This window comes from Pseudomonas sp. G3-39, from assembly GCF_054790485.1.
This window is the reverse complement of sequence record NZ_CP186497.1, coordinates 2804273-2828463: the sequence shown is the minus strand read 5'-3', so window position 1 is coordinate 2828463 and position 24191 is coordinate 2804273. Positions and strand designations below refer to the sequence as shown.

Annotated in this window: 19 protein-coding genes; 18 read left to right on the top strand and 1 reads right to left on the bottom strand. The window is 62.3% G+C overall.

Annotated features, from left to right (window positions below):
* Positions 1-20 precede the first annotated feature (20 nt).
* Both ACOYXG_RS12495 and ACOYXG_RS12490 read left to right on the top strand, forming a co-directional pair.
* Entirely contained in the window at positions 21-1310 is a 1290-nt protein-coding gene (locus ACOYXG_RS12495) for a phenylacetate--CoA ligase family protein (protein WP_460358094.1), read from the top strand.
* Positions 1310-2233 (top strand): GNAT family N-acetyltransferase, encoded by a 924-nt coding sequence (locus ACOYXG_RS12490; protein ID WP_115989866.1) that lies wholly within the window; start codon positions 1310-1312, stop codon positions 2231-2233. Before ACOYXG_RS12495 ends, ACOYXG_RS12490 begins: the two co-directional genes overlap by 1 nt.
* 48 nt (positions 2234-2281) lie before the next feature.
* Here ACOYXG_RS12490 and ACOYXG_RS12485 read toward each other — a convergent pair whose 3' ends face one another.
* Positions 2282-2809: a hypothetical protein gene (locus ACOYXG_RS12485; protein ID WP_027612032.1), complete on the bottom strand. Its 528-nt coding sequence runs from the start codon at positions 2807-2809 to the stop codon at positions 2282-2284.
* 381 nt (positions 2810-3190) lie between these two features.
* On the opposite strand from ACOYXG_RS12485, the gene ACOYXG_RS12480 reads away from it, so the two are divergent.
* The 16 genes from ACOYXG_RS12480 (at position 3191) to ACOYXG_RS12405 (ending at position 23887) form a co-directional block, all read left to right on the top strand.
* A complete protein-coding gene (locus tag ACOYXG_RS12480) occupies positions 3191-5182 on the top strand; it encodes a methyl-accepting chemotaxis protein (protein WP_414889200.1) in 1992 nt (663 codons plus the stop codon).
* A gap of 164 nt (positions 5183-5346) precedes the next feature.
* A complete protein-coding gene (locus tag ACOYXG_RS12475) occupies positions 5347-5793 on the top strand; it encodes a DUF411 domain-containing protein (RefSeq protein WP_115989867.1) in 447 nt (148 codons plus the stop codon).
* Positions 5793-6227, top strand: coding sequence for a YqaA family protein (locus tag ACOYXG_RS12470; RefSeq protein WP_097089622.1), 435 nt, complete (start codon positions 5793-5795; stop codon positions 6225-6227). The genes ACOYXG_RS12475 and ACOYXG_RS12470 overlap by 1 nt, the downstream gene beginning before the upstream one ends.
* A gap of 86 nt (positions 6228-6313) precedes the next feature.
* The gene (locus ACOYXG_RS12465) at positions 6314-7366 is read left to right on the top strand and encodes an alpha/beta fold hydrolase (protein WP_330207250.1); all 1053 of its coding nucleotides are present in this window, start codon (positions 6314-6316) and stop codon (positions 7364-7366) included.
* A gap of 13 nt (positions 7367-7379) precedes the next feature.
* Complete coding sequence (locus ACOYXG_RS12460; protein ID WP_460358088.1) at positions 7380-8333, top strand: D-2-hydroxyacid dehydrogenase family protein; 954 nt, start codon at positions 7380-7382, stop codon at positions 8331-8333.
* Positions 8334-8928: 595 nt separating this feature from the next.
* Positions 8929-10515, top strand: a complete 1587-nt coding sequence (gene glgA / locus ACOYXG_RS12455) for a glycogen synthase GlgA (protein WP_095135607.1) — start codon at positions 8929-8931, stop codon at positions 10513-10515.
* Between the two features lie 18 nt (positions 10516-10533).
* Positions 10534-12336 carry a malto-oligosyltrehalose trehalohydrolase gene (treZ, locus tag ACOYXG_RS12450; protein WP_460358085.1) on the top strand — a complete coding sequence of 601 codons (1803 nt, stop codon included), beginning with the start codon at positions 10534-10536 and terminating at the stop codon, positions 12334-12336.
* Positions 12333-14411, top strand: coding sequence for a 4-alpha-glucanotransferase (malQ, locus tag ACOYXG_RS12445; protein ID WP_460358083.1), 2079 nt, complete (start codon positions 12333-12335; stop codon positions 14409-14411). The genes treZ and malQ overlap by 4 nt, the downstream gene beginning before the upstream one ends.
* Complete coding sequence (locus ACOYXG_RS12440) at positions 14408-17176, top strand: malto-oligosyltrehalose synthase (RefSeq protein ID WP_460358080.1); 2769 nt, start codon at positions 14408-14410, stop codon at positions 17174-17176. Before malQ ends, ACOYXG_RS12440 begins: the two co-directional genes overlap by 4 nt.
* Before the next feature lie 27 nt (positions 17177-17203).
* Positions 17204-17539, top strand: coding sequence for a DUF2934 domain-containing protein (locus ACOYXG_RS12435; RefSeq protein WP_097089613.1), 336 nt, complete (start codon positions 17204-17206; stop codon positions 17537-17539).
* A 223-nt stretch (positions 17540-17762) separates the two neighbouring features.
* Positions 17763-19922: a glycogen debranching protein GlgX gene (gene glgX / locus ACOYXG_RS12430; protein ID WP_460358077.1), complete on the top strand. Its 2160-nt coding sequence runs from the start codon at positions 17763-17765 to the stop codon at positions 19920-19922.
* A 1-nt stretch (position 19923) separates the two neighbouring features.
* Positions 19924-20922: an acyl-CoA dehydrogenase gene (locus ACOYXG_RS12425; RefSeq protein ID WP_460358075.1), complete on the top strand. Its 999-nt coding sequence runs from the start codon at positions 19924-19926 to the stop codon at positions 20920-20922.
* Positions 20919-21692, top strand: a complete 774-nt coding sequence (locus ACOYXG_RS12420) for a PIG-L deacetylase family protein (RefSeq protein WP_460358072.1) — start codon at positions 20919-20921, stop codon at positions 21690-21692. Before ACOYXG_RS12425 ends, ACOYXG_RS12420 begins: the two co-directional genes overlap by 4 nt.
* Complete coding sequence (locus tag ACOYXG_RS12415; protein WP_097089609.1) at positions 21689-22288, top strand: SAM-dependent methyltransferase; 600 nt, start codon at positions 21689-21691, stop codon at positions 22286-22288. The genes ACOYXG_RS12420 and ACOYXG_RS12415 overlap by 4 nt, the downstream gene beginning before the upstream one ends.
* Positions 22285-22971 carry a glycosyltransferase family 2 protein gene (locus tag ACOYXG_RS12410; protein WP_460358069.1) on the top strand — a complete coding sequence of 229 codons (687 nt, stop codon included), beginning with the start codon at positions 22285-22287 and terminating at the stop codon, positions 22969-22971. The genes ACOYXG_RS12415 and ACOYXG_RS12410 overlap by 4 nt, the downstream gene beginning before the upstream one ends.
* Positions 22972-23128: 157 nt before the next feature.
* Positions 23129-23887, top strand: a complete 759-nt coding sequence (locus tag ACOYXG_RS12405; protein WP_103369514.1) for a PIG-L deacetylase family protein — start codon at positions 23129-23131, stop codon at positions 23885-23887.
* Positions 23888-24191 lie beyond the last annotated feature (304 nt).

Here is a 24191-nt window from a genome sequence, read left to right as displayed (position 1 = left end):
ACTTCATACAAGAAAAAATCATGAACACGATCGTTGAATTGAACAATTTGCTCGGTTACACCCGCCAACATTCGGCCTATTGCCGCGAACACTTCAAAGATGTCGCGGCACCCATCAGCGCTTTGACTGAACTGCCCCTGATCGACCCTGAACAATACTGGCGTGACAGTCAGCATCCGCACCAATGGCCAGTGTTGTCAGGCCCGCTGGAAGACGGGATGGTCTTCAAGACCGGGGGCACCACCGGCTCAGGAAAACTCTCGCTGTTTGCCCGCGCAGAATGGCAAACCCTGGTGCGCGATTTCGGCAGCCACCTCACGGCGCAACTGAACCCCGGCGACCGGGTCGCCAATCTGTTCTTCGTCGGCGACCTGTATGCCAGCTTCATTTTTCTTCACGACGCGCTGGCACATGTCCAGACTCCCGTCAGCGAATTTCCCTTCACCGGGGCCGTCGACAGCGCCGTACTGGCCGAGTCGATCGTTGCGTACCGGATCAATGTGTTGGCCGGTCTGCCGGCGCAAATGCTCAAATTCGCCGCCTGGCTTGAGCGCCAGTCACGGATCCTGGAGGGCGTCGAAACCCTGCTCTACGGCGGCGAGAGCCTGTTCGCCGCCCAGCTGCAAACGCTCCAGCGGGTGTTCCCGAACGCACGCATTGCCTCTATCGGCTACGCCAGTGTCGATGCCGGACTGATCGGCGTCAGCACCCGCGATTGCAGCCTGGGCGAACACCGGATGCTGGAGCGGCACAGCGTGCTGGAGATCATCGATGAGGTGAGCGGTGCCGTCATCGAAGAGTGCAACCGTAACGGCAGGCTGGTCCTGACCAATCTCACCCGGCGCCTGATGCCGGTGATCCGCTATCCGGTCGGCGACCTCGCCTGCTGGCGTGAACCGGCGGGGACGCCGATGCGCAAGTTCGCCCTGATGGGCCGCAGCATGAACAGCCAGCGCGTGCGGGTGAGCGTGTTGAGTCTGGATACCGGTGATATCGGCGAGCTGGTGCGCAAGATCGCCGCCAGCGATGACTGGCAACTGCTCATCGAACAGCGAGCAAGCAAAGATCTGCTGAGCCTCAAGTGGGTACCCTGCAAGCGAACGGCTGACATCAGCCAGGCAAGCTCAACCCTGCACCGTGCGCTGATCGACCAATACCCGTTGATCGAGAAGCTGCAGTTCGATCAATTGCTGGAGCTGGACGTGATCGCCTGTGCGAACGATGAACTGACCTGTCATCCACGCTCCGGCAAACATCAGCGGGTCGTGGATCGACGGGTTTACGAGCATCCGCAGCAGGGGCAAGCGTGATGGACACGACAATCATCCGCCGCTATCGCGTCGCCGATGCGCCGGCAGTAAGCCGCCTGTTCGAAGAAATCTACGGCGTTCATTATCCTCAACCCCACGTGTATCTGCCCTGGATGATCAGCCAGAACCACAGTGTCGGTCGCTGGCACTCGCTGGTGGCGGTGGTAAACGAGCATATCTGCGGGCATGCCACGTTGTTTCGCCAATCTGGCCGAACCGCACTGGCGGAGCTGGCACTGACCGTGGTGCACCCGGACACTCGCGGGCAAAACATCGCCACCCAGTTGGGTCAGCAACTGCTGATTCATGCCCAGGCGCTGGATTGCCGAGGCGTGACGATCAAACAGGTCACGCATCACCCGTATACGCAGCGCATGGCCGCCGGCCTGGGGTTTCACAGCTGTGGTCTGTTGCCCGATTACGCGCCTTCGCCGTTCGGTGGAACCGGGCGGGAGACGATTGTTGTGGGCCACTGCAGCATCGACGGTTATCGGCGCCCGCTGCCGGCACTCGCCTGGCCGCAGGATTGCCGCGAGCTGATGTCGCGTCTGGAGGCGGTGTTTGGTACCACCGACCATACCGTGCCATGGAAAGGCCCGAAGATCCGCTTCGATCACGTATCCGGGCGCTACGACCTGCTGCTCAAGGCCCTCGATGACAACCTGCTCGAGCAATTGGGACAACTGCCGGCGCACTGGCTGATTTCGATCAGACTCAGACTCGCCCAAGGGTTTTCCAGCGCGCTGCGCAAACTGGCCGATGCCGGTTTCGCTTTCACCGGGATTGTCCCCGATGACCACAGTGACGGCTGGCTGGCACTGTTTCATCGTGGCTACCAGGCCTCCACGCTGAGTCTGCACTGTCCACACATGCAGCACCTGCAGGATCAGGCGCAGCAGGCCGGCGAAAGGTATCAGGACTAAAAACGAAAACGGCCCACCCAATCAATGGGTGGGCCGTGGGTGACCGGCTCAGGCCTTGGACTTGACGCCTTGATCCACCGGTTTCGCCGCGTTGCCTTCACCGTAGGTTTTCAGGTTCTGCAGCACATAGATCGCCTTTTTGTATTCAGGGATCAGGTTCTTGCCGTAGGCATTGCCATTGAGGCCATTGTTCTGAATGGCGTCGAGCTGGGTGGCGAAATACTCCAGCGCATTGAATTTTGCATCAGGGTCTTTGGTCACGCCGAAACGGTCGAACTTGTCGCCGGCATTGAGCAATGTAAAGGAGGTGATGTCGGAAATCAGCCCGCGCTCACGCAGGAAAACACTCAGATTGCTCAGTTGCTTGACCGAGACATTCGCCGGATCGAACCCCTTGATATTTTTGCGCAGGCCTTGCTTATCCATTTCGGCAGTGTTCAGCGCGGTCGGATTGGTGCCGACCTTGGCGAGCATCTGCTGCACCTTGAGGCTTTGCTTGACCTCCTTCTTCGCGCCTGTATTGCGAACCAGCACCCCTGCCTTGCTCTCCCAGCCGCCGACAATGCCGATCGTCATGAGAAGACTCCCTGTGAAATAACCATGAAATGTCCTTGCTGGACTACTTGAATGCCGGGAAGTATCTACCGGCGAACTGGTGGCACCAACCCTTTTAGTGCGGTCGCTTACAATTTTTGTACATTCTCGATACAAATTGCCAGAAGCTCACGGTGCCGCGGTTTCATGGCAGTTTGACGATTGCTCGCGAAGCTTTTTTTGCGCTGGCTGACAAGAGGGTCAAGCCATTTGTATCGGAGTCGACACGCACCTTCCGTCAGCCCGACACTTTCTTGCACCAAAGTACTTAAAGCTTCCCCGTTCGCCGACGATACGCTGGTGTGACCCCGCCGTTTTTCCCTCGACCCCACAATAAGAATCGCAGCTCAAGGACCGGTATCCATGCCCGCATTCCGCACCATTCAGGCTCGCTACACGTTATTTCTGGTTCTGTTCATCCTGCTGCTGTCGGTGCTGACCGTGGTCGGTATCAGCCAATTGGTTGCCCCCAAGCTGCGGCATACCGAAGAACAGGTGGTGCTCAACCGGATTGCCGAAGTCGCCGAACAGATTCAGGGCGAACTGAACAAAGTCCAGGCGCAACAGCGCAGCATCACCCAGACCATTCCCCTGCTCGACAGCGCGGCCATCGACACAGTGTTGCCGGGCCTGGTGGATCAATACGGCGAGCTGAAAGTCTTCGGCGGCGGGATCTGGCCACTGCCGGGTCAGCGTGAGGCCGGGCGCAACAAGTTCAGCACGTTCTGGCACCGCGACGCCTCGGGTAAACTGGCGGTGAATACCTTCTGGAACAGCGACGCGGCGCCCAACTACTACGACCAGAGCTGGTACAAGGGCGGCATGCAGACTCCGCGCGGCCAATGTGCCTGGGCTGCGGCCTATAAAGATGACGCGAGTGCCGAGCCGCGCACCAACTGCGCCATGGCGATCCAGAAAAACGGTGCAGCGTGGGGCGTGTCGACCATCGACGTGACGCTGGGCTTCTTCAACGATCTGGTGGCGCGCAAGGAAAAAGACCTCAACGCCGAAATGCTGATCGTCGAGGCCGACGGCAAGATCATCAGCAACAGCTCGCGCATCAGCGGCCCGATCGTGCTGAAGAACATCAGCGAACTGGCCGCCGGTTCGACCTTCGCCAGTCAGGTCAAGGCCGGCCTGCAAAACCGCGATCAGGCGCAACGCGTCGAGTTCGACAACAACGGCGAAGCCAGCACCTTCTTCATGCGCCCGATCGAAGGCACGCCGTGGTTCCTCGCCACCGCCCTGCCAACGAAAATGCTCACCGCCCAGCGTGACGACGTGCTCAGCAGCCTGAGCCTGTTGCAGATTCCGCTGGTGATCCTGCTGGTGTTGTTGCAGGTGTATGCGATCCGCCAACTGGTGTCGCGGATGAAAGCGCTGAAGGCCAACATCGACTTGCTGTCCAGCGGCGATGCCGACCTGACCCGGCGCATCACCATCCGTGCCGAAGACGAACTGGGCGCCATCGGCCACTCGGTCAACACCTTTATTGCCTACCTGCAGAACATGATCGGTGAAGTCACCCAGGCCACCGGCGCCATGGCTTCGAGCCTGGACGACCTGCAGCGTACGTCGGCCAACACCAGCCAGATTCTGCTGCGCCACGCTTCGGAAACCGATCAGACCGTTACCGCCATCACCGAAATGAGTTCGACGGCCGAAAGCGTTGCGCAGAATGCCGCTGAAACCGCTGCGTTCACCCAGCGCGCCAACGAAAACGCCGATCGCTCACGGGTGGTGGTCGGTGAAGCGACCAACAGCGTGGTGGCCTTGATCGACGAAGTGGCCAGCGCCACCCAGAAAGTCGAGAACATGCAGCAGGACGCGCAGCGCATCACCGAGATTCTCGGGGTGATCGGCGCAATCGCCGGGCAGACCAACCTGCTGGCGCTCAACGCCGCCATCGAAGCCGCCCGGGCCGGTGAACAGGGTCGCGGCTTTGCCGTGGTCGCCGACGAAGTCCGCGCCCTCGCCGCTCGCACCCAGGCCAGCACCTCGGAAATCAACGAGATGTTGACCCGCCTGACCCAAGGCGTGAGCTCGTCGGTCAGCGCCATGGAAAACACCCAGGCCAGCTGCCAGTCCGCCGCCGACGCCACGGCGCGGGTCAACACCGGTCTGGATGAAATGGCCGGCTCGGTCAGCCACATCAACAGCCTCAGCACGCAGATCGCTACCGCTGCCGAACAGCAGAGTGCGGTCACCGAAGAGATCAACCGCAGCATGGTGCAGATCCGGCACATGGTCGAAGAACTGGTGCACAGCGGCCAGGCCAGCGAACTCAACACCCGCCAGTTGCTGGAAGCCAACAACCGGGTGAGCGCGATCATGGGGCGGTTCAAGGTTCGTTGAGCCTGACAGATTTGTAATCTCCCGCTCAGCAGGCTGTCAGGCTTGATCCAGGATCATCCTGCCAGCCTGCCTTGTATCAACTTGAAACACTCCGTTGATGCCCGGCAGGATAATCCGGTCAAAATACTTTCCTTTTTGACCGTCATCCTTGTCGAGAGCCCACCATGCGAACCTCCCTGCGACTGGCCGCCCTCAGCGCCCTGCTCCTGTCCTCCCTGGCCCAGGCCGCCGAGCTGATCCCGATCGAAGTGCACCGCGACGCCAATTGCGGCTGCTGCAAGAAATGGATCAGCCACCTCGAAGCCAACGGCTTCAAAGTCGAAGACCATGTCGAACGCGACATGAGCAGCTTCAAGCAGCAACACGGCGTGCCACCCCGCCTGGGCTCGTGCCATACCGCGCTGATCAACGGCAAGTTCGTCGAAGGCCACGTGCCGGCGGAACAAGTGCTGGCCCTGAGCAAGCGCGACGATCTGCTGGGTATCGCCGCACCGGGCATGCCCATGGGTTCGCCAGGCATGGAAATGGACGGTATGAGCGATGCCTATCAAGTGATCGGCCTGAAAAAGGACGGCACGGATGTGGTGGTGGCAGACTACCCGGCGCATTGATGGCTGCCGGTTATGTCGGGCTGTTCGCGGCGGCGTTCGGCGCTGCGACGCTGTTGCCGCTGCAATCCGAAGCGCTGCTGGTCGGGCTGATCGCCAGCGACCGTTACTGGCTCTGGGGCCTGCTGGGCGTGGCGACGCTGGGCAATGTCCTCGGTTCGCTGGTCAACTGGTGGCTGGGGCGCGGCCTCGAACGCTTTCAGGATCGACGCTGGTTCCCCGTCAGCCCGAACCACATGGCCACCGCGCGCAAACACTACGAGCGCTATGGTCACTGGTCGCTGCTACTGAGTTGGCTGCCGGTGATCGGCGATCCCCTGACCCTGATCGCCGGCGTCATGCGCGAGCCGCTCGGGCGCTTTCTGCTGATCGTCACGCTGGCCAAAGCTGCGCGTTACGCCGTGGTGGCGATGCTGACCCTGGGCTGGCTGGGTTGAACATTCCGGCCATCGCGTTGCCTGTGGTTAACGTCGCCCTAATCCGGGCGTTCCAGCATCGGCCGATTTCCATGGAGTTTGCCCTTATGTCCGTCACGCTATCCCGCTGGCTGCCCGGCCTGGTCCTGACTGCTGCGCTGCCGCTGTTCGCCCACGCTGCCGCGCCCACTGAAACTGCACCCGCCGATGGCCAGACCTATGGCCCGGAGCTGCAAGGTTTCCAATACCCCTACACGCTCAAACACTTTGCCTTTCAGTCCCAGGGTAAATCCCTGCAAATGGGTTACATGGACGTCGCCGCCCACGGCAAGGCCAACGGGCGCACCGTGGTGCTGATGCACGGCAAGAATTTTTGCGCCGCCACCTGGGACAGTTCGATCAAGGCCTTGAGCGAGGCCGGTTATCGGGTCGTCGCGCCTGATCAGATCGGCTTCTGCACCTCCAGCAAACCCGATCACTACCAGTACAGCTTCCAGCAACTGGCGACCAACACCCAACAGCTGCTCAAGGCCCTCGGCATTCAGAAAGCCACCCTGCTCGGCCATTCCACCGGCGGCATGCTCGCCACTCGCTTCGCGCTGCTGTTCCCGGATCAGGTCGAACAACTGGCGCTGGTCAATCCGATCGGCCTGGAAGACTGGAAAGCCCTCGGCGTGCCGTATCGCACCGTTGATCAGTGGTATCAGCGCGAACTCAAAGTCACCGCCCAAGGCATTCGCGACTACGAGCGCAACACCTATTATGACGGGCGCTGGAAACCCGAATTCGACCGCTGGGTCGACATGCTCGCCGGCCTGAGCAATGGCCCGGGCAAAACCCAGGTGGCGTGGAACTCCGCGCTGATCTACGACATGATCTTCACCCAACCGGTGTACTACGAGTTCAAGGACCTGAAGATGCCGACCCTGCTGTTGATCGGCACGTCCGACACCACGGCCATCGGCAAGGACCTCGCGTCCCCCGAGGTCAAGGCGAAAATCGGCCACTATGAGGTGCTCGGCAAGCAGGTCGCCAAGCTGATTCCACAATCGACACTGGTGGAATTCCCCGGCCTCGGCCACGCGCCGCAGATGGAAGAACCGGCGAAGTTTCACCAGGCCTTGCTCGGCTGGCTGAACAACACCAATCCCGTTCGTTGATGAGGTAAGGCTGATGGCGGTGCAGATTGCAGTGATCGATGACTGGCAGGACGTGGCACGGGACGTGGTCGACTGGTCGGTGCTCGACAGCATTGGCGAAGTGACGTTTGTGCATGACTACCCGGCAGACAACGCCACACTGGCCGAGCGACTGGGCCAGTACCAGGTGATCTGCGTGATGCGCGAGCGCACGCGTTTCGACCAGGACCTGCTGCAGCGCCTGCCCAACCTCAAGCTGCTGGTCACCGGCGGCATGCGTAACGCAGCGCTGGACATGCCGGCGGCCGCCAGCCTCGGGATCAAGGTCTGCGGCACCGACAGCTACAAACACGCGGCGCCGGAACTGACCTGGGCCTTGATCATGGCGGCCACGCGCAATCTGCTGAACGAAGCCAATTCCCTGCGCGCCGGTGGCTGGCAGCAAGGGCTGGGCGGTGACCTGCACGGCAAGACGTTGGGCATCCTCGGTCTGGGCAGCATCGGCCAGAAGGTCGCGCAATTCGGCCAGGTGTTCGGCATGCGCGTGATTGCCTGGAGCGAAAACCTCACCGCCGAACGCGCACAGCAGGCCGGCGTGACCTACGTCAGCAAGCAGGAATTGTTCGAACAGGCCGACGTGCTCTCGGTGCATCTGGTACTCAGCGAGCGCAGCCGCGGGCTGGTCGACGCACAGGCGCTGGACTGGATGAAACCCACCGCGCTGCTGGTCAACACCGCCCGTGGGCCGATCGTCGATGAAGCGGCGCTGATCAAGGCGTTGCAGAAACAGAAGATCGCCGGCGCGGCGCTGGATGTATTCGATCAGGAGCCGCTGCCTGAACTGCACCCGTTTCGCACATTGGACAATGTGCTGGCCACGCCACATGTGGGGTATGTCAGCCGGCAGAACTATGCGCAGTTCTTTGCGCAGATGATCGAGGATATTCAGGGGTGGGCCGCCGGGCATCCGCTGCGCCTGTTGAATTGATCGCAACATTTCGATTGCGGTGAATTGACTGACGCCTTCGCGAGCAAGCCCGCTCCCACATTGGAAATGCGTCGTACACAAATCAACTGTGGGAGCGGGCTTGCTCGCGAAGGGGCCTTAATAGACAACACATCAACAAATTGACCGCACCACAACAGTGCACCCTGCCATTCCACCAGCACAAAATCGTGACCAACCAGTCACCGTTTTAGCCCTCTCCCTCAAAAAAACCTGCCCTTCGTCGGTGCGTTCCTGCCTGCACACCACGGATTTCGCTGCCTGCCAACCGATTGTCGAACAATTTATCCGTTTGCTCTCGCCCGCTCTAGGATCTGGCCTAGACTGACTTTCGCGGATTAAAACCGGCCAGTCACAAACCCGAAAAATTGTCGAAACTTTTGCAGATGGCGGCGGGTCATCTGAAAGGCAGGGTCAACGCGACTGGTGCAATCCTTGCAACGGCCCCTTCACCCATTCTGCTTGCACGTGTTGGGTAACGTTTGCTCACCGATGCGTGGCGCGTTTGCGCCCGGCCACAGGATTTGGCCACAGCTTGTTCGATACAAGAATCAGATCAACGACACGGGAGATTCATATGATCAGTGCGGCATTGGATATTCAGGGAGAGCGTGCTCAGCAGGCGGTTGGTGAATCGAGCACGGTGAGTCTTCCCGGCAGCCGGTCGATCAACGTCCCGGGCACCAAAACGCTGACGCCGGTCGCCAGCCAGAATCCCAACAAGAAGAAAGTGTTGTTCGTGACCTCGGAAATCGCCGATCTGGTGAAGACCGGCGGTCTGGGCGACGTCTCCGCCGCCCTGCCCCGCGCCATGGCGCACCTGCACGATGTGCGCGTGTTGATCCCCGGTTACCCGCAGGTGATGCACAGCGAGAACCCGATCCACATCATCGGTGAGCTCGGCGGCCATGCCGCATTGCCTCCGTGCAAGATCGGGCGCATGGACATGCCGGACGGCTTGGTGATCTACGTGCTGATCTGCCCCGAGCTGTATGAGCGTGAAGGCTCGCCGTACGGTGCCAACAACGGTCGCGACTGGCCGGACAACCACATTCGTTTCGCCCGCCTGGGCCTGGCCGCTGCCGACATCGCCGCCAACCTCGCACAAATTCACTGGTGCCCGGATCTGGTGCACGCCCACGACTGGCCCGCCGGTCTGGCCCCTGCGTATATGCACTGGCGCGGGCAGCGCACGCCCACTCTGTTCACCATTCACAACCTCGCCTATCAAGGCGTGACCAGCCTCGGCTCGTGCCCGGAGCTGGGTATTCCGACCCATGCCCTGCAACAGGAAGGCATGGAGTTCTACGGCAAGATGTCGTTCCTCAAGGCCGGCATGGCCTATTCGAGCCACATCACCACCGTCAGCGCCACCTACGCGCAGGAAATCACCACCCCGGATTTCGGCTGCGGTCTCGACGGTTTTCTCGCCGCCAAGACCCAGCAAGGCTTGCTCAGCGGCATCCCCAACGGCATCGATGAGAGCTGGGACGCCGCGACTGATCCACACCTGTTCGCGCCGTTCGCCATCGGCGACTGGGAAGGCAAAGCGATCAATGCCGCCCATGTACGTGAACTGTTTGGCTTGAAAGATTCCAGCGGCCCGCTGTTCGCCGTGGTTTCGCGTCTGGTTTATCAGAAAGGCCTGGACCTGACTGAAGCAGTGTCCGAATACATCGTGCAGAACGGCGGCCAGATCGCAATCATCGGCCGTGGCGAGCCGGAAGAAGAACAGGCCATGCGTGAACTGGCGCTGCGCTTCCCCGGGCAGATCGGCGTGCGCATCGGCTTCAATGAGACCGACGCCCGGCGCATGTTCGCCGGCAGCGATTTCCTGCTGATGCCGTCGCGTTATGAACCCTGCGGCCTGAGCCAGATGTACGCCCAGCGCTTCGGCTCGTTGCCCGTGGCGCGCAATACCGGCGGCCTGGCCGACACCATCGAAAACGGTGTCACCGGTTTCCTCTTCGACGAATCCACTGTCGAGAGCTACCGCGAAGCGCTGAGCCGCGCATTCAAGGTCTTTGCCTTTCCCGAACTGCTCAATGCCATGCGCTGCCGAGCGATGGCCGCGCCGTTCAACTGGTGCAAAGCGGTCGAACCCTACGCCGAACTCTACGAACAACTGGTCGCCAAGGCGCTGGGTAAAGCCGGCCACAAATAACTCAGGGAGCTTTTCACCATGCCGTTACGGACCCAAGAAAACTGGCCCCACGGCGCGATCATGCAGGACGCCGAACACACTCAGTTTGCGCTGTGGGCACCGGATGCGTTTTACGTCAGTGTCGAACTTGAAGACGGCCAGTCCTTGCCGATGTTACCGCAGGCCGATGGCTGGTTCGTGATCAAGACCCGGTGCCCGGCGGGCACCCGCTACCGCTTCAACATCGATGGTGAACTGGAGGTGCCCGACCCGGCCTCCCGCGCCCAGGACGGCGACCTTGACCGCCACAGTGTGGTGGTCGATCCGCTGGCCTATGACTGGCGCCACACCACCTGGCACGGCCGGCCGTGGAGCGAAGCGGTGATCTACGAGCTGCATGTCGGCGCGCTCGGCGGCTTTGCCGAAGTCGAGCAGCATCTGGCGCGTCTGGTCGAGCTGGGCATTACCGCCATCGAACTGATGCCCCTGGCGCAGTTTCCCGGCACACGCAACTGGGGCTACGACGGCGTGCTGCCATTCGCACCGCAAGCCTCCTATGGCACTCCGGAACAACTCAAACACCTGATCGACACCGCCCACGGCCATGGTCTGGCGGTGATTCTCGACGTGGTCTACAACCACTTCGGCCCCGACGGCAACTACCTCGGGCGCTACGCCAAAGGTTTTTTCCGCGAAGACAAGCACACGCCATGGGGCGCGGCGATCGATTTCCGCCGCCGTGAAGTGCGGGACTTCTTCATTGAAAACGCGCTGATGTGGGTGCTCGAATACCGCTTCGACGGGCTGCGTCTGGACGCGGTGCACGCCATCGAAAGCCCGGATTTCCTGCCCGAACTGGCGCAGCGTATTCGTCAGCAGATCGATCCGAGCCGCCACGTCTGGCTGACCGTGGAAAACGAGCTAAACCAGTCGAGCCTGCTCGAAGAGGATTACGACGCGCAGTGGAACGACGACGGCCACAACGCCCTGCACGTGCTGCTGACCGGCGAAACCGACGCCTACTACGCTGACTATGCGCTGCAACCCACCGAACAACTGGTGCGCTGCCTAAGCCAGGGCTTCGTGTTTCAGGGCCACATCACCCGCCACGGCGAACCGCGCGGCGAGCCCAGCGAACACCTGCCCTCCACCGCTTTCATCCTGTTCCTGCAGAACCACGACCAGATCGGCAACCGCGCCTTCGGCGAACGTCTGCATCACCTGGCCGATCCGCGCGCGGTGCAGGCCGCCACCGTGCTGTTACTGCTGTCACCGATGATTCCGCTGATGTTCATGGGCGACGAATTCGCCGCCGAGCAACCGTTCCTGTTCTTCACCAGCCACCACGGTGAACTGGCGGATCTGGTGCGCGAAGGCCGGCGCAATGAATTCGCCGGGTTCAGCGCCTTCGCCGACCCGCACAAACGCGAAAAAATTCCCGATCCGAATGCCGAGCAGACCTTCCACGCCTCGCAGCCTCGCCTGATCGGCAGCGGCAGCGCAAAACAGCAGGAAACCCTCGCGCTGTACCGGCAACTGCTGCAATTGCGCCACCGCTACATCATTCCCAATCTGTCCGGCACCCAGGCGCTTGGGGCGCACATGCTCGGCTTCGGTGCGGTCAGTGCACGCTGGCGCCTGGGCGATGGCAGTGAGCTGCGAATTGACCTGAACCTCAGCGATACGCCAGTGGTCAACCCTGCACAGACCGACGCCGTGTGGCTGTTTCAACAGCCGCCCGCCGTTGCCCTGTCGGAACCGGGCGTACTGCCCGCGTATTGCGCGCTTGTCAGCCTCACGGCCGCAACCCCCTTGCAACCTCTGGATGGAGAGCGCCTATGAGCGATGCGCAACTGGAAATACTCGCAAGCCGCGCCGGCCTCGCCGTCGACTGGATCGACGCCAACGGCCGCCCGCAGAAAGTCGCCCCGGCGGTGCTGCGCAATGTTCTCACCGGCCTGGGTCATCCGGCCAATACCGCGCAGGAAATCGACGCCAGCCTGCTGCAACTGCAACAGGTGCAACAGGATCGCCACCTGCCGCCGCTGTTGACCGCAGATGTCGGGGTCAGCGTTGATCTGGCCCGCTATTTCGAGCCTGAAACGCCTTGCGAAATCCACCTTGAAGACGGTTCACGTCTTAACCTCAAGCTCGATACCGAAGCCAGGCTGCCAGGGTTGATCCCGGTCGGCTATCAACAGGTGCACATCGCCGATCAATATTTCACCCTGGCCGTGGCCCCCGAACGCTGCTTCAGCGTCGGCGATGCGGTAGACAACCCGATCCCTCGCGTCTGGGGATTAAGCGCGCAACTGTACAGTCTGCGCCGCCCCGGCGATGGCGGTTTTGGTGACACTCAGGCGCTGGAAGAACTGGTGCGGGTGGCTGGCGAGCGCGGTGCCGATGCGCTGGCAATCAGTCCGCTGCATGCGATGTTCAGCGCCGACACCGGGCGCTACAGCCCGTATTCGCCGTCCAGCCGCCTGTTTCTCAACGCCTTGTATGCCGCACCGGGCGCCATCCTTGGCGAACGCGCCCTGCGTGATGCGATCGACGCCAGCGGTCTGGCCGAGCAATTTCGGCAACTGGAGGACTTGAAGCTGATCGACTGGCCGGCGGCCGCCGACGCCAAACAGAAATTGCTGCAAGCCTTGTACGACGGCTTCGTCGCGGGCGAGCACCCGTTGTATCCGGACTTCGCCAGTTTCCGCCATGCCGGTGGCGAAGCCCTGGAAAACCACTGCCGTTTCGAAGCCATTCAGGAAATGCGCGCCGCCCGTGGCGAAAGCCTCGACTGGCGCGAATGGCCGGCACACTGGCATGAACCGCGCGGCGCCGCCCTCGAAGCCTTTGCCGAGGAATACGCCGAACGCATCAGTTACTTCGCCTTTTGCCAGTGGTTGATCCACCGCTGCCTGGAGCGCGCGCAAACGGCTGCGCGCAGCGCCGGCATGGGCATCGGCCTGATCGCTGACCTTGCGGTCGGTGCCGACGGCGCCGGCAGCCAGGCCTGGAGCTTTCAGGACGAACTGCTCGCCTCGCTCACCGTGGGTGCGCCGCCAGACATTCTCAATCGCTCCGGTCAAGGCTGGGGGATTTCCGCGTTTTCCCCCGAAGGTCTGATCCGCAACGGCTTTCGTGCGTTCATCGACATGCTGCGCGCCAACTTCGCCCACGCTGGCGGGCTGCGCATCGACCATGTGATGGGCCTGCAACGCCTGTGGGTGATCCCCAACGGCGCGGCCCCGGCCGATGGCGCTTATCTGTATTACCCGTTTGACGATCTGCTGCGCCTGTTGACCCTTGAGTCCCATCGGCATCAGGCGATCGTCCTCGGCGAAGACCTCGGCACCGTGCCCGACGGTCTGCGGGAAAAACTCAGTGCGCGGGCGATTCTTGGCATGCGCGTGCTGCTGTTCGAACAGGACAACACGTATTTCAAACCGATCCTCGACTGGCCGGACAACGCGCTGGCGACCACCAGCACCCACGATCTGCCGACGCTCAACGGTTGGTGGCATGGCCGCGATATCGACTGGAATGCGCGTCTGGAATTTGTCGACGCCAACGGTGAAATCGAATGGCGCCGCCATCGCCAGCGCGAGCGCGAAGGCCTGCGCGGGGCCTTGAGCCAAGACCCGCAAAACTTCCGCGAAGAATCCCACGAAGCCGATCAAGTGGTCGATGCCAGCGTGCGTTTCCTCGGTCATACCCGCGCACCGCTGGTGTTGCTGCCGCTGGAAGATGCGCTGGGCATCGACGAGCAGGCCAACCTGCCGGGCACCATCGACAGCCACCCGAACTGGTCGCGACGCCTGCCCGGCAACAGCGAAGCCTTGCTTGATGGCGCCGATGCCGCGCGCCGTCTGGAACTGCTGGCCTGCGCCCGCCTGCAAGCTGCCGAGCGCGACCAATGAACCAGACCCTCATCCAACCCCTGCGCGCCACCCTGCGCCTGCAATTTCACAAGGGTTTCACTCTGGAACAGGCGGTGCCGCTGGTGCCGTACTTTGCCCGCCTCGGCATCAGCCACATCTATGCCTCACCGCTGCTCGCGGCCCGCGCCGGTTCGATGCACGGCTACGACGTGGTCGACCCGACCCAGGTCAATCCGGAACTCGGCGGCGAACCGGCGCTGCGGCGTCTGGTCAGCACCCTGCGCGAACACGGCATGGGCCTGATCCTCGACATCGTCTCCAATCACATGGCGGTCGGCGGCGGTGACAACCCGTGGTGGCTCGATCTGCTGGAATGGGGCCGCCTGAGTCCGTACGGCGAGTTCTTCGACATCCAGTGGCACTCACCGGACCCGTTGATGGAAGGCCAGTTGCTGTTGCCGTTTCTCGGCAGCGACTACGGTGGCGCGCTGCAGGAAGGCACGCTGAAACTGCATTTCGATGCGCAGCAAGGTCGCTTCCACGTCGAGCATTACGAGCATCACTTTCCGATCTGCCCGAATGACTACGGCGAGTTGCTTAAACCGGTCGAAGCGCTGAAATCCCTGGCCGATCGTTTCAGCGCCCTGAGCTACCAGACCGACGCCCATGCGCTGGCGATGCCGCTCAAGGCTGAACTGAAAGAGCTGGCAAGCGATCCGCAAATTCTCGCCGCGATCGAGGAAAGTCTCGCGCATTACGACTCCACGACTGCAGAAGGCTTCGACAAGCTGCACCAGTTGCTCGAACGCCAGAGCTACCGTCTTGCCAGTTGGCGCACCGCCGCGGACGACATCAACTGGCGGCGCTTCTTCGACATCAACGAACTCGGCGGCCTGCGCGTCGAGCGCCCGGCCGTGTTCGAAGCGACCCACGGCAAGATCTTTCAGTTGATTAGCGAAGGCCTGGTCGACGGTTTGCGTATCGACCACATCGACGGTCTCGCCGACCCGCGCGGTTACTGCCGCAAATTGCGCCGGCGCCTCGATTTGCTTGCGCCGGGTCGGCACTTGCCGATCTACGTCGAGAAGATACTCGGCGAAGGCGAAACCCTGCGCACCGATTGGGCGGTGGATGGCAGCACCGGTTACGAGTTCATGAATCAGCTGTCGTTGCTGCAACACGACCCCGATGGCGAACATGTACTCGGCGACCTCTGGCAGCGACGCACCGAGCGTCCGGCGGCGTTCATCGAAGAAGCGCAACTGGCACGCCAGCAGATCCTCAACGGCTCGCTGGCCAGTGACTTCGAAAGCGTCGCCCAGGCGCTGCTGCAAGTGGCCCGGGATGACCTGATGACCCGCGACCTGACTCTCGGTGCGATCCGCCGAGTGTTGCAGGCGCTGATCGTGCATTTCCCGGTGTATCGCACTTACATCAATGCGCTGGGTCGCGCGGCTCAGGATGAACAGTTCTTCCAGCAGGCCATGGACGGCGCGCGGCAAACGCTGGGCGAAGGCGACTGGCCGGTGCTCGACTGCGTCGCGGCCTGGCTCGGTGGCACGCCCTGGCGGCAAAAGCCGCGCGGGCGCTCGCGCAAGATCCTCAAGCACGCTTGCGTACGCTTCCAGCAACTGACGTCGCCGGCAGCGGCCAAAGCCGTGGAAGACACCGCGTTGTATCGCTCGGCGGTGCTGCTGTCGCGCAACGACGTCGGCTACAACACCGAGCAGTTCAGCGCACCGGTCAGCGACTTCCATGCGGTCAATCAGCAACGCCTGGATGCGTTTCCCGACAATTTGCTGGCGACTGCGACCCACGACCACAAACGTGGCGAAGACACCCGTGCACGACTGGCGGTGCTCAGCGAACGCAGCCACTGGTATGCCGAACAGGTCGAGTTGTGGCGCGCCCTCGCCCGGCCGCTGCGCGACGATGATCAAGTGCCGTCGTCCGGCGATGAGCTGATCCTGTATCAGGCGTTGCTCGGCAGTTGGCCGCTGCAATTGCGTGATGACGATCAGGCGGGTTTCAGCAACTACGCCGAGCGCATCTGGCAGTGGCAACAGAAAGCCCTGCGCGAAGCCAAGCTGCAAAGCAGCTGGAGCGCGCCGAATGAAACCTACGAAAACGCTGCACAGACGTTTACCCAGCGCCTGCTCACCGGTGACGAGGGCGAGCTGCTGCGCGCCGCGCTGAGCAAGACCGTCAACAGCATCGCGGCGGCCGGCTCCCTCAACAGTCTGGCGCAAACCTTGCTGCGCATGACCGTGCCGGGGGTACCGGATCTGTATCAAGGCAACGAGTTCTGGGACTTTAGCCTGGTCGATCCGGACAACCGCCGGCCGGTGGATTACGCCGCGCGCGCGCAAGCTCTGGACGGACACGCGCCGCTCCCGGAGCTGCTGGCGAACTGGCGTGACGGGCGCATCAAGCAAGCGTTGATCGCCGAGGTGTTGAACCTGCGCGCCGAACACGCCGAGCTGTTTCGCCGGGGCACGTATCAGGCCTTGGAGGTGCTGGGCGAGCAGGCGCACAACGTGCTCGCATTCGCCCGTGAGCACGAGGGCCGCTACGCCATCGTGATCGTGCCGATCCGCTGCGCGACGTTGCTGGAAAACAGTGCCGTGCCACAGGTGGATGCGCTGCGCTGGGGCGATACACGGGTGGTTTTACCGTTCGCCGCCTCTGACACAAACCTGAAGGGACTTTTTCACAGCAGCGCAGTCACAAAAAACAGGGAGCTGAACGTCAGCGCCGCGCTGGGGGATTTCCCGGTCAATCTGTTTACCCAACTCTTTACGTAACGACGAGTTCAGTTCAGGAGCATTGCGATGAGTACCGACGATAAACGCATCCGCGAGTTTGCCTATCAGATCTGGGAATCGGAGGGCAAACCTGAAGGTCATGAAGCGCGTCATTGGGAGATGGCGCGCAAACTGGCCGATGCCGAGGCCCTCGCGCCGAAGAAGTCGCCAAAGGCTGCGGGCAGCAAAACTGCCGGCAAGACTGCGACCGGCAAAGCCACCGAAAGCAAGACCCCGGCGGCCAAGCCCAAGGCGCCTGCCGACGCCAAAGCCAAGCCTTCCAGCGCCGCCAAAGTGATTCCACCGGGCGAAAAAGCCGCCGAGAAAAAGCCGCGCGCCCCACGCAAGCCCCCGGCCAACTGACACACCCGGATTATTGAACTGAATGATCGTGTGGCGGGTTCGCTCGCCACCGAGGACTCACTCGTCCTCAAGAAACATACAACCTTCCTGTAGGAGTGAGCCTGCTCGCGATAGCGATGTATCAGGCGAAATCGCGATTGAATGTCAGACCGCTATCGCGAGCAGGCTCACTCCTACAAGGTTTTGTATCAGCCGAGAATTTCCCCGATTTGCAGGAGCAATCATGACCCGTCCAAAGAATGCCGAGCCCGCAGCGCACGCTGAACCTTCGAGAATCCGTGAAGGCCTGCCCTTCCCGCTCGGTGCGACCTGGGATGGTCTGGGGGTTAACTTTGCACTGTTTTCCGCCAATGCCACCAAGGTTGAACTGTGCATTTTCGACGATGCCGGCGAAGTCGAACTCGAGCGCATCGAACTGCCGGAATACACCGATGAGATCTATCACGGCTATCTGCCCGATGCCCATCCCGGGCTGATCTACGGCTACCGCGTGTATGGCCCGTATGACCCGGCGAACGGCCATCGCTTCAACCACAACAAACTGTTGATCGACCCGTACGCCAAACAACTGGTCGGCGAGTTGAAATGGTCCGAGGCGCTGTTCGGCTACACCATCGGCCACCCCGACGCCGACCTCAGTTTCGATGAACGCGACAGCGCGCCGTTTGTGCCCAAGTGCAAGGTCATCGACCCGGCGCATACCTGGGGCAACGACCACCGCGTCAGCGTGCCGTGGGACAAAACCATCATCTATGAAACCCACGTACGCGGCATCAGCATGCGTCACCCTTCGGTGCCGGAGAACGTGCGCGGTACCTTTGCCGGTCTGATGGTCGACGACGTGCTCGAACACATCCGCAAACTCGGCGTGTCGAGCGTGGAATTGCTGCCGATCCATGCCTTCGTCAACGACCAGCATTTGCTGCACAAGGGCATGACCAACTACTGGGGCTACAACAGCATCGCCTTCTTCGCCCCAGACCCGCGCTACCTGGCCAGCGGCAAGATCGCCGAGTTCAAGGAGATGGTCGCGCACCTGCACGAGGCCAATCTGGAAGTGATCCTCGACGTGGTCTACAACCACACCGCCGAGGGCAACGAGCAAGGCCCGACCCTGTCGATGCGCGGCATCGACAACGCCTCCTACTATCGCCTGATGCCGGACGACAAGCGCTATTACATCAACGACTCCGGCACCGGCAACACCCTCGACCTCAGTCACCCGTGCGTGCTGCAAATGGTCACCGACTCGCTGCGCTACTGGGCCAGCGAGATGCATGTCGACGGCTTCCGCTTCGACCTGGCAACGATTCTCGGGCGCTATCACGACGGTTTCGACGAGCGTCACAGCTTCCTCGTCGCCTGCCGTCAGGACCCGGTGCTGCGTCAGGTGAAAATGATCGCCGAGCCGTGGGACTGCGGCCCCGGTGGCTATCAGGTCGGCCACTTCCCGCCGGGCTGGGTCGAGTGGAACGACAAATTCCGCGACACCGTGCGCGCGTTCTGGAAAGGCGACGACGGCCAGGTCGCTGACTTCGCCAGCCGCATGACCGCGTCCGGCGAGATGTTCAACCAGCGCGGGCGGCGGCCGTACTCGTCGGTGAACTTCATCACCGCGCATGACGGTTTCACCCTCAACGATCTGGTGTCGTACAACGACAAGCACAACGAAGCCAACGACGAGAACAACCAGGACGGCAGCAACAATAACCTGTCGTGGAACCACGGCGTCGAAGGCCCGACCGACGACCCGGAGATCAATGCGCTGCGCCACCGGCAGATGCGCAACTTCTTCGCCACGCTGCTGCTGTCGCAGGGCACGCCGATGATCGTTGCCGGTGACGAATTCGCCCGCACGCAGGACGGCAACAACAACGCCTATTGCCAGGACAGCGAGATCGGCTGGGTCAACTGGGACTTGAGCGAGGACGGCAAGGCGCTGCTCAAATTCGTCAAACGCCTGATCAAGCTGCGTATGGTTTATCCGATCCTGCGTCGCGGGCGCTTCCTGGTCGGCGAATACAACGAGGACATTGGCGTCAAGGACGTCACCTGGCTCGCGCCGGACGGCACCGAGATGACCACCGAGCACTGGCATGACGCGCACAACCGCTGCCTGGGCATGCTCCTTGACGGTCGCGCGCAGGAAACCGGGATCCGCCGCAAAGGTGCCGATGCGACGTTGCTGCTGGTGGTCAACGCCCATCACGACATCGTCAACTTCAGCCTGCCGGAGGTGCCGGAAGGCAGTTTCTGGACCTGCATGATAGATACCAATCAGCCGTCGATTCGCGGTCAGGAACGCTTCGAGTTCGGCCATGAGTATTCGGTCACCGGGCGTTCGTTGCTGCTATTCGAACTGCAACGCGAAGAAGAAGACTGATATGGACCTGCACAGTTATCTGGCGCGCCGCCCGCCGGACTATCACGACACCGCCGCACTCGGCCATTGCCTGCGGGCGCTGGTCGAGGCCGGTCTGGATCAGTTGCCGTTACCGGGCAGCGGCCGCACGCTGGAGCGTTTTCAGCGTCTGGCTGAAGTCGGCGGACATGATCTGGGCTTGTGCAAACTCTACGAAGGCCACACCGACGCATTGGCGATCATCGAACAGCTCGGTGGTTCGCCCACACCGGGCAGCACTTGGGGCATGTGGGCGGCTGAACCACCGCAGGCTCGGGTGCAGGTGCGACCGGCCGGGCACATGGTGCGCCTCGACGGGCGCAAGGCCTGGTGCTCCGGGGCGGCGGTGCTCAGCCATGCGCTGCTCACCGCGTGGGACGCCGAGGACCGTCAGCAACTGGTGGCAGTAGCGCTGGATCAACCGGGCGTGACCATCACCGATCAGGGCTGGCAGGCGGTCGGCATGGGCGCCACAGGCAGCGTCGAAGTGTTGTTCGACGGCGCTGAAGCCCAGGCCATCGGCGAACCCGGCGACTACCTGAATCGTCCGGGGTTCTGGCAAGGCGGGATCGGCATCGCGGCGTGCTGGTACGGCGCGGCGCGGCAGATCGCCGAGGCGCTACGGCAACACTGCGCGCAACGTCAGGAGCCGCACGCCCTCGCCCATCTCGGCGCAGTCGATACGGCGTTGTATGCGGCAGCCAATGTGCTGCGCTTCAGTACCTTGCACATTGATGCGCATCCCGAAGCCGATGCCGAACTGTTGGCCCGGCGCGCCCGCGCCGTGGTCGAGCAATCGGCTGAGCAAGTGATGCGCGAGACCGGACGGGCGCTGGGTGCCGGGTCGTTCTGCAAGGACCGGCACTTCGCCCGGCTGATCGCTGATCTGCCGGTGTTCCTGCGCCAGAGCCATGCCGAGCGTGATCTGGCGGCCCTTGGCCAAGCGCTGGCTGAACACCCCGAGGAGGCCTGGACGCTATGAATGTCGCCAATAAACCCGATCCGATCATCGGCCACCAAGGCACTTCACTGCTGCAATGGCAACATTCGCGGCACCTGGCGGCACTGGACAGCGTCGATGTCCTCAGTCTGGTGCCACCGGGCGCGCGGGCGGTGATCGTCGCCCCGCACCCGGACGACGAAGTGCTCGGTTGCGGCGGAATGTTGCAGTTGCTGGCCGCCGCCGGGCGTCAGTTGCAACTGATCTCGGTCACCGATGGCAGCGCCAGTCATCCCGGCTCCGAGCGCTGGTCAGTCGAACGCCTGAGCGTGGTACGGCCGCAGGAATCGGCCGAAGCCCTGCGCCGACTCGGCGTGCCGCTGCACCGGATGAAATGGCTGCGCGGAGGGTTCAGTGATAGTCAGGTCGCCGCGGATGAGCCGTCGCTGGTCGCGTTCATCGAACGCCACCTGCGCCCGGGCGACGTGGTGTTCAGCACCTGGTGCGAGGACGGCCACTGCGATCACGAAGCCGCCGGCCGCGCCAGTATCGAAGCCGCGCGGCGGGTCGGCGCCACTTGCCACGAATTGCCGGTATGGACCTGGCATTGGGCCTCCCCCGAAGACGCCTCGGTGCCATGGCAGCGCGCACGCAAGATTCTGTTGTCCGCCGAGCAAGTGGCGCGCAAACGCCATGCGGTGCATGCGTTCGCCAGCCAACTGGAAGGCGACCCGCAAGCCGGGCTGCAACCGGTATTGGCGCCGTACGTGCTGGATCGTCTGCTGCAACCGTTCGAAGTGGTGTTCCTATGAGTGTCGATGATCGCTACTTCGACGGATTGTTCAGCGCTAACGATGATCCCTGGGCGTTTCGCGAGCGCTGGTATGAACAGCGCAAACGCGCGATCACCCTCGCCGCCCTGCCCCGCGCGCATTATCGGGCGATCTTCGAACCCGGTTGCGCCAATGGCGAACTCAGTGCGGAACTCGCCGAGCGCTGCGACCGCTTGCTGTGTTGCGACACCGCCAGTGCCGCGGTGAATCTGGCGCGTACCCGGTTGAGCCTGTTTGACCATGCCGAGGTGCGCCAAAGTCGCCTGCCCGGTGACTGGCCGGAGGAAAAATTCGACCTGATTGTATTTAGCGAAATCGGCTACTACCTCGATGCCCAGGATCTGACAGAAGTGATCCGCCGCATCAGTGAATCCCTGACGGCTGACGGGCAATTGCTCGCTTGCCACTGGCGCCCGCCCATCGATGGCTGCCCGCTCAACGCGCGGCAGGTACATGACCTGATTCACGAGCAATTACCGCTACCGCGTCTGGCGCTGCATCAGGAGTCCGACTTTATCCTTGAAGTCTGGAGCCGTGAGCCGCGCTCGGTGGCCGCACTGGAGGGCCTGCGATGATCGGCATTCTGATTCCCGCGCATAACGAGGAAGATCTGCTGGAACAGTGCCTGACGGCCGCCGTGCGCGCCAGTAAACACGGGCTGCTGGCCGGCGAGCCGGTCGAAGTGCTGGTGGTGCTCGACAGCTGCACCGATCGCTCGGCGCAGATCGTCAGCGGCTTTCCGGTACTGAGCCTGCACATCGACGCGCGTAACGTTGGCCAAGCACGAGCCGCTGGCGCGCAGGTGTTGCTGGAACGTGGCGCGCGCTGGATCTCCTGCACCGACGCCGACAGCCGTGTGGCCGAGGACTGGCTGGTGGCACAGTTGGGGCTGGGTGCGGACGCGGTGTGCGGCACGGTGACCGTTGAACATTGGGATCCGACGTTCGACGAAAGCGCGCAAATCCGCTATCACAGCCACTATCAGGCGCGGGACGGGCATCGCCATATCCACGGCGCCAATCTCGGGGTCAGTGCCGATGCTTATCGCTGGGCCGGGGGATTCGCCCCCTTGACCTGTGATGAGGACGTGCAACTGGTGCGGCAACTGGAATTGCTCGGTGCCGACATCGCCTGGAGCCATCGCCCGCAAGTGCATACCAGCGCCCGTCTGGACAGCCGTGCACGGGGCGGATTCGGGGACTACCTGCGAAAATTGGTACAGTTAGACATAAAAAAAGCGGATCAGATTGATCTGTGACGCGACGAACCGGTTTTCATGAGCAATACTCTGCTGCGCGGCAATCCAGGGTTCGGAGCGTCGCACAGCAATCCATTCGCCTTCACGGGTCGAGCGCACCTGCCTTTCTACGGTGCAGATTCGATTGAGGGCCTGACTCGACAAGGACGTAGCACCCATGAAACCGTTATTCCTCAACGAAAACCCGCCGCCGGTACAGATCTGGAACAGTTCCCCGCAGTTGGACAACATTCCCGTCATCAACACCCATAGCCTCGTTCCCCCCGGTGCTCGCGCCGTCGTCGTCGCCCCGCATCCGGGTGATGAAGTGGTGACCTGTGGTGGGCTCCTGCAATTGCTCTCCAGCCTCGGTCATCCGCTGCAACTGCTGTCGATCACTGATGGCAGCGCCAGCCATCCCGGCTCGCGACAGTGGTCGGAAAAACGCCTGAGCGTGTTCCGTCCGCAAGAGAGCGTCGAAGCCCTGCGTCGGCTCGGCCTGCCGATGCACAGTCTGAAATGGGTGCGCGGCGGGTTCACCGACAACGCGCTGCTCGAGCGCGAGACGGAAATCAGCAGTTTCATCTCACGTTATCTGCGCCCCGGCGACGTGGTGTTCAGCACCTGGCGCAACGACGGCAACGACGACCACGAAGCGGTCGGACGTGCCAGCGCCAAAGCGGCAGCGCAAGCCGGAGCCACCTATCACGACGTGGCGGTCTGGGCCTGGCACTGGCCGGAGCGCGAGCAGAGCCTGATCCCCTGGGATCGTGCACGCAAACTGCGCCTCGACACCTGGACAGTGGCGCGCAAAAGCCACGCCACCCACGCCTATGCCAGCCAGCTCAAGGGCGAACCGGCGATCGGCATCGCGCCGATGCTGCCGCCGGTGATCCTGGAACGGATGCGCCTGCCCTACGAAATTGTCTTCATCTGAAACACCCATCCCCTGTGGGAGCGGGCTTGCTCGCGAAAGCGTCGGTTCAGACACCTGTGATGTTGAATGTGCCGGCCTGTTCGCGAGCAAGCCCGCTTGTGTCTGAGTAAGGGGATAAACTCTGGGGTGAGAGGGGTGGATGGCAAGCTGTGAGTCCGCGGTGCTTGAAGCACGAGTGGGAGCAAAGCTGCCATCCACCTTTCTACTCTGGCCCCTAAGCCCGAACAGTTGGACGAGCGCCACTCGAATCACAAGCGTGGGCAAAGCCAGAGCACTCTCACTTCTGAGTGTAAGAGGGTTTTGC